Genomic DNA, 6,834 nt, shown 5'->3' on the forward strand with positions numbered 1-6,834 from the left:
TGCAGGGCCTCCACCACCGCGTTGGTGTCCGTCCCGCCCGTGCTGGCGAACTGGACCGTGATGGTCCCGCCGCTGGGCGAAACATTGTTGATCACCTTGTCATCCGCCACGTTGGAGCCCACTTCGGCGAAGAGGTCCAGGTTCGAGACCACCGTGGTCCCGTTCACCGCCACGCTGAAGACCCGGGCCCCGGCCGAGCTGTTGCCCGAATAGGTCTCGGCCAGTTTCAAGGTCAGCTGGTAGGTCCCGGCGGGCACGTTGAAACTGTAGCTGAAGGTGCCGTAGCGCTGGGTGGCGTAAAGGGTCGGGTCGTTGGTCCCGGTCACGTTCCCTTGACCGATCGTGGATCCGCCGCTGAAGTTCTCGTCCGCCACCCAGAGGTTCCCCAGGGTGTCGGTGTAATCCGGCCCGCCCGCGTTCACACGCCAGGTGGACTGCACCACCGGGGTCGGGCTGGACGTGAAGGTGAAGGTCGCCGTCGGCGGCACCGGGCTATTGGTGTTGGTGGCCGTGCTGGTCCTGGTCGGCGTCGAGGTGACGGTCGCCGTGGCCGTGGGCGGCACCGGCGTGTTGGTGTGCGTCGGGGTCGAGGTCACGCTCGGCATGGGGACGACCTGAATGGCCTCCACCACCGCGTTGGCGTCCGTACTGGTCCCGCCGGTGAACTGGATGGTGATCATCCCGCCGCTGGGCGCGATATTGCTGAACACCTTGTCGTCGGCCGCGTTGGAACCCACCTGGGCGAAGATATCCAGGTTCGAGGCCACCGTGGTCCCGTTGATGGCGATATTGAAGACCCGGGACCCGTTGGAGAAGTCGCCCGAGTAGGTCTCGGCCAGCTTCAGGGTCACCTGGTAGCTGCCCGCGGGCACCGCGAAGCTGTAGCTGAAGGTGCCATAGCGTTGGGTGTCATAGAGGGTCGAGTCGGAGGTGCCGGTGATGGTCCCGCCGCTGGCGATGGTCGAACCGCCGCTGAAGTTCTGGTCCGCGGACCAGACATTGCCCAGGGTGTCCGTGTAGGAAGGCCCGCCCGCGTTCACACGCCAGGTGGACGACACCACCGGCGTGGCCGTGCGCGTGAAGGTCGGGGTGAAGGTGGGCGTCGCCGTGGGTCCCCCGTTGGACGCCGTGAAACTATAGGATTGGAAATTGAAGCCCGAACCCGTGAAGGTGAAGAAGACATCGTGCAGGCCCGTGGCTCCCGTGATGGGACAGGAGACGTTCTGCCAGGTCTGCGCCCCACCCGTATTGGGCACCGTCAGGGTGCCGACGACCGTTCCCGTCGTGCTGTTCAAACGCACCTGGATGGTCCCGCCCGAGGAGGTCCCGGCCACGCGGGCGGTGAAGCCGGAGGCCCCCGTCCCGAAATCCAGGTTCCGGACCTGGGTCCAGGACCCGCTCGTGATGCCCGTCACATCCATGCCGCCCTCGGAGCAGACCCCGGTCTGGATCCCCGACTCCTTGGCCATCATGACGCCCCGGAGGGTCGAAAAAGGGTTTTGGTTCTTCAAAGCGGCCACACCCGCGGTGGTGGGGGTGGCGGCCGCCAAAGTGCCGTCCGAGTTCACGAAGATCCGGTCCAGGTTCACGCTGCGCTGATAGACCGCGTTCCCGCTGCAGGTCAATCCGTTCAAAAGGGCCAGGGCGCGGTTATGGTAGGCGATGTAATAGTTGCTCCCGATGTTCACGATGGAAGCGTGGTCGTTATTACCGCAGTTGTTAGGCGGGTTGAAAAGGGCGGTTCCCCGGTGGGTGAAACCCGTCATGGGGTTGCTGCTGGTCATGTAATCGATGCTGGCGGCCGGGGAAGCGGAGAAATCCGTCGAGTAGGAAAAATAATAAGTCCCGTTGATCTTGTTCATGAAGGGCGCCTCGAAGTACCGGGGGGCGTTGATCGAGACCGCCGACCCGCTGACGCTGATCATGTCGGAGTTCAGCTTGATGACGCGGGCGTTCCCCGGGCCGCCGCCGCCGAAATAAAGATAGGCCTGTCCGTCGTCGTCGATGAAGGCGGCCGGATCGAACACATAGGTGATATTGGTCCCAGGCGTGCTGTTGCTGACCAGCGAATGGCCGAGCGGATCGGTGAAGGGGCCCGTCGGGCTGGTGCTGCGGGCCACGCCGATACTGCCGCCCCCGTTGCCGTAGTAGAGGTAATAGAACCCGTTGCGGAAGATCGTGTCCGGGGCGTAGGTCAGTCCGGCCCAGGAGGTGTCGCTGGCGCGGAACGGTATCCCTTCATCGGTCCAATTCACCAGGTCGTCGGAGGACATGAGATAGACATTCGTGATCGAATAACCCGTTTGGCCGGTGATGTCGTGGGAACAATAGATGTACATGCGGTTGTTGAACCAGCAGGCGGTCGGATCGGCGGTGTATTGCTGGTAGATCAGGGGGTTGTAGGCCAGGGCCGGCAGGTGCGAAAAGGAGAACCATAACGATATCAAAAGGACGATCCGCCAATATCGTTTCAAATTCGATGGTTGCCCTTGCATGGGTACCCCCACTTTCAATTTTGATTAGGACCAAAAGGGAACCTTCCGCAGGCAAGCGGCCGGTTTTCTCTCATAGATAAGTGTCTGACGCGGCGGGTTTTATTCCCGGATGGGGAAAAAAGGAAAGGGCTCTTCGAGGGACTTTTCGGACCTACCGAACGGTCAATGGAGGACCAACAACTTACCGATGGCCAAGCCGCTCTTCGTTCGGACGACGACGTAATAAAGTCCGTTGGCCAAGGGCACTCCCCTTTCATCGGCGACGGACAAGGACAGCGTCGCCCCGGAGGGGATGTTCAAGAACGTCCTTTCCAGGACCTTCCGGAACGAGGTCGTGAAGATCCTGACCTCCACGTCCGAAACTCCCGGGTAGGACGGGGGCAAGAGGTTCACCGTCGGACCCGTGGACGGGTTGGGATAGAGCACCACCCCCTGGTTCCCGTTGGGGGCCGGGGTCCCGGTGGGCGTAGGGCTCGGCGAAGCCGAAGGCGAGGCGGTGAGGGACGCCGTGGCGGTAGCCGTGTTGGTCGGCGTTACCGTCCGCGTCGGCGTCATCGAACTCGTCGCCGTGGCCGAAGTCGTCGTCGTGAAGGTCCGCGTCGGTGTCATCGAAGGGGTGGAACTGGGCGTGGCCGTTCCCGTGGCCGTCGGCGAAGCCGAAGGCGTAGCGGTGAGCGTCGGCGAGAGGCTGGCCGTGAGGGACGGCGTCCAGCTCGGCGTGAAAGAAAGGGTCGGAGTGCTGGAAGGGGACGATGAGCTTGTCGAACTCGCTGTCGCGCTAGGCGTCATCGAAGCTGTCGCCGTGAATGTCTTTGTGGGCGAAGCCGAAGGCGTAGCGGTGAGCGCAGGCGACGAAGTCGCCGTAGCCGAATCCGTCGAACTCGCTGTCGCGCTAGCCGACGAAGTCGGCGTCGTCGAAGCCGTTCGAGTGGCCGTATTGGCCAGGGTGCTCGTTGGAGAAGAAGTCGTGGTTGGGGTCCCCGTGCTCGAAACGGTAGGGCTGGAGGTCGGTGTAGCGCTATTGACCAGGGTATTCGTGGGAGTGGCCGAAACCGTCAGGGGTGGCGTGGAGGTGGCGGTCGAAGCCGGGGTATTCGTGGGCGAAGAAGTCATGGTGGATGTGGTCGTACTCGAAACAGTGAAGCTGAAGGTTGATGTGGCGCTGTTGCCCGGGGTGGAACTGGTGGTGAACGAAGCGGTTTGAGTGGCGGTGAAAGACGGGGTATAGGTAGGGCTGGACGTCGGGGAGGAAGTAAGGGTCCGAGTGGGCGTATGGGTTGGAGAAGCCGTGGGCGAAGCGGTGAGGGAAGGGGTCCAGCTCGGTGTGAAAGAAAGGGTCGGAGTGCTGGAGGCTGTCGCGCTAGGCGTCATCGAACTCGTCGCCGTGGCCGAAGCCGTCCGGGTGGGCGTCTGGGTCGGTGAAGCTGACGGAGTCGGCGTCGTCGAAGCCGTCGGGGTCAAGGTGGCTGTTTTTGTGGCGGAAGAGGTGGCGGTTTGGGTGGGACTGTTCGTCAGGGTGGAAGTGGGCGTCCGGGTCGGGGTCCGGGTGGGCGTGGAAGTGGGCGTGGCGGTGGGCGTGACCGCCACCACATCGCCGTAAAGGATCCCCCGCCCCCCGGCGCCCAGGTAGCAGCGGCCGTAGATGCTCTCGTCCCCTTCGATCCAGTTCGGGCCGTTGTACTGGTGCGTGTCGTCGTTGATCCGGGTCCAGGTCACACCCGCCCCGTCGTCATTGCGGAAGAACCCGTAGGTCCCGTTCACCGTCCCCACCAGGAAGACCGCCGGATGGGTCTGGCTGGGGGCGGCCTTGCCGAATCCCACCGGTCCCATGGGTTCGTAAACATTGGGGATGGTCGTCACGTTGGAACCCGCGTTCGTGAACCGGTAGAGGGCATTGTAGGTGGAGACCCAGAATTCACCCGGTTGGCCGAAAACGGGCCGGGGCATGACCCATTGCCCGTTCCCGTTGGCGTCGCCCCAATTGACCGGGATGGTGTTCACCTGGGAGAAACTGGTCCCGCCGTTGGTGCTGACATAGACCGTCACGGTGCCGCCAAAGACCCATTGGGCGGGATAGGTGGCGTAGAAGGTGGAAGGATTGGAACGGTCCGAGGCCACCATGGCGCCGCTGGGAAGGCCGGTGCAGGTCGTCCAGCCCCCGCCGAGGGAAGAGGCGTAGGCCGGTGAGCCGTTGCCGCCATAGGGGGCGACCACGATCCTGGAACCATCGGCGGCGACCGCCACGCAACCCATCTGGCCCGAGGTGCCGTAACCCGGGGGCGCGCTTCCCCAGGGCGTCCAGGTCTGCCCGTTGTTGGTCGAATAAGCCACGTCGCTGTTCACCGACGATGGGTTGGTGCTGTTCCCCGCCCGGACCACCGTATTGGGCCTGGATTCGGCGAAATCCAGCATGTTGGTGTTCGTGTACTGGGGGTTGCAGTACATGCCCGAGGCGGGCGATTGGGTCAGGTTCGCGTGGCGCATGCCCCCCACGTCGCCCATGCAGGAAAAAAGGATGCCGCCCACCGCGGCGGGGTTCATGTAGATCGGTACCGTTTCCTCCAGGTTGTTGTCCCTGTAGGTCCAGGTAACGGGGCTCGACTGGATATTGGTGCTGCTCCAAACCCCACCCCCTTCCCCGGAGGGATAAAAGGCGTTGTTGGAATTGAATGGGTCGATGGCCACGAACCCCGCCCAACCCGCCCCGCCCGGGACGCCGCTGCATCCATTCTGGTAGATGGCGCCGTTGTTGTTGAAGACCGAGTTGCCGGAGTTGGCCATGGCGATGGTCACCCACGAACCACCCCCATTGACGGTGGATAGGACCTCGTCGCCGGGCCACCACCAATCGAGGGTCGAGATGATCGCGTGGTTGGCGTTCTGCGCGTCCACGCTGATCCCCGCGTAGCCGCCGCATCCATTGCAGGGGCCGCCGGAGGGTGTGACGTTCGACCAAGCGAGGGTGGAAGTGTTGAGTTTCCAGACCTGGCCCGAGGTGACGCCGTTGGGTCCGTAGCCGCCGCCGTCATAGACGATCCAGAGATTGCCGTCGGTCCCCAGGCTGGCGTGGGGCGTGATCATGCCCGAGGGCCCGCCCGGGACCAGGGACCAATTGGCGCCCGCGTTGGTGGACCGGTACAGATTGCTGTTGCCCGAACCCATGGCCATCACCCCCGCGTAGATCGTGGCCGAGGCCGAACCCGACGGATGGCCGTAGCCGCCGCCGGGAGGGGGGAAGATCACCCAGGCGATCCCGTAACCCGCGTCGCCGCTCACCGGGAAGGACCCGACCTGGGACCAGCTGGACGCCGAGTTGGTGCTCACCCAAAGTCCCTGCCAGCGGGAGCCGAAATAAAGCTTGGTGTTCAGGTTGGGGTCCACCGCCAGGCGTTCACCGGCTTCGCGGCCGTCGTTGTTGCCTGCGATGGAAACGGGGATCGGGTTGGCGGTCCAGGAGTCGCCCTGGTCCGTGGAACGCAGGATCGTGCCGGGGCCGGAGAAGCCCGCCGCCGCGTAGACCACGTTGGCGTTGACGGGATCGGGGGCGATGCTCTCCCCCCCGAAGTTGTTGCCCCGGTACATGTCGGTCAGGGGGATCCAGCGGCTGTTGGTGTTGTCCCACCGGTAGAAACCGCCGACGTCCGTGCGCACGTAAAAGAGGTTCTGTTGGATCGGGCTGTAGGCCAGCCCCGGGACGAACCCTCCGCCCATGATGGGTACGGTCTGCCAGTTGTAGGCTTGGGCATGGCAATATCGGTCGAAGCCCATGAAAAGTAAAAGAAGAGCCGGAAGGAGAACAACATTCCGGAACACTGAAGGAACTGTCACCAGCAAACCCCTCCAAAAAAACGTTTTAACATTGGTCGCTAAATTCCTGGAACTTATTTCAATATGTTACCAAACGACCCACAGAACAGTTCGATTATTAAAGAAATGGCAAAGCCGCCAGGGTTTATCAGGCGGCTTTGCCGGTTCGATGAATGTTTGGCGAAAAACCTTATCCGAGGATCAATTATCCCAGGATGAGGATCTTGGTCCCTGACACTCGGCCCTCAAGCCGAGTGGCATGGTTTGGTGATGCCGAGCCAAGTCCCGGATGTTCACATCGGGGACAAAAAGGGCTCGGCACCGCCTTCCATTATCCGAGGATCAGTATCTTGGCGTAGGTGGTGGTGGTCTTCCCGTTGGACTCGATGGTCACTTTGAGCAGGTAAAGACCGTTGGCCAGTCCCCCGCCCCTCAGGTCCCTCTCGTCCCAGTAGATCTGGTGGTCCCCCGTCGTCCCATAGGCCCCGCCGGTCAGCGTCTTCGTCCAGATCAGCCTTTGACCCAGCGTGTA

General features: G+C 63.0%; 3 protein-coding genes. All 3 read right to left on the bottom strand.

What is annotated here, in order from left to right; all coding sequences use genetic code 11:
- On the bottom strand, positions 1 to 2,495 hold a 2,495-nt coding region (locus VHE12_08865), incomplete at its 3' end, for a malectin domain-containing carbohydrate-binding protein (protein HVZ80896.1).
- A gap of 162 nt (positions 2,496 to 2,657) precedes the next feature.
- Positions 2,658 to 6,263: a hypothetical protein gene (locus VHE12_08870; protein HVZ80897.1), complete on the bottom strand. Its 3,606-nt coding sequence runs from the start codon at positions 6,261 to 6,263 to the stop codon at positions 2,658 to 2,660.
- 370 nt (positions 6,264 to 6,633) lie between these two features.
- A partial coding sequence (locus VHE12_08875) for a hypothetical protein (protein HVZ80898.1) occupies positions 6,634 to 6,834 on the bottom strand: 201 nt, incomplete at its 5' end.

The sequence above is a fragment of the bacterium genome (genome assembly GCA_035549195.1).
In the GTDB taxonomy this organism is placed as follows: domain Bacteria; phylum Oederibacteriota; class Muellerivitia; order Muellerivitales; family Muellerivitaceae; genus DASZRK01.

Bases quoted from the DNA above. Each gene is read 5' to 3' on its own strand.
- VHE12_08870 (HVZ80897.1), bottom strand. From the start codon at position 6,263: ATGGGCTTCGACCGATATTGCCATGCCCAAGCCTACAACTGGCAGACC.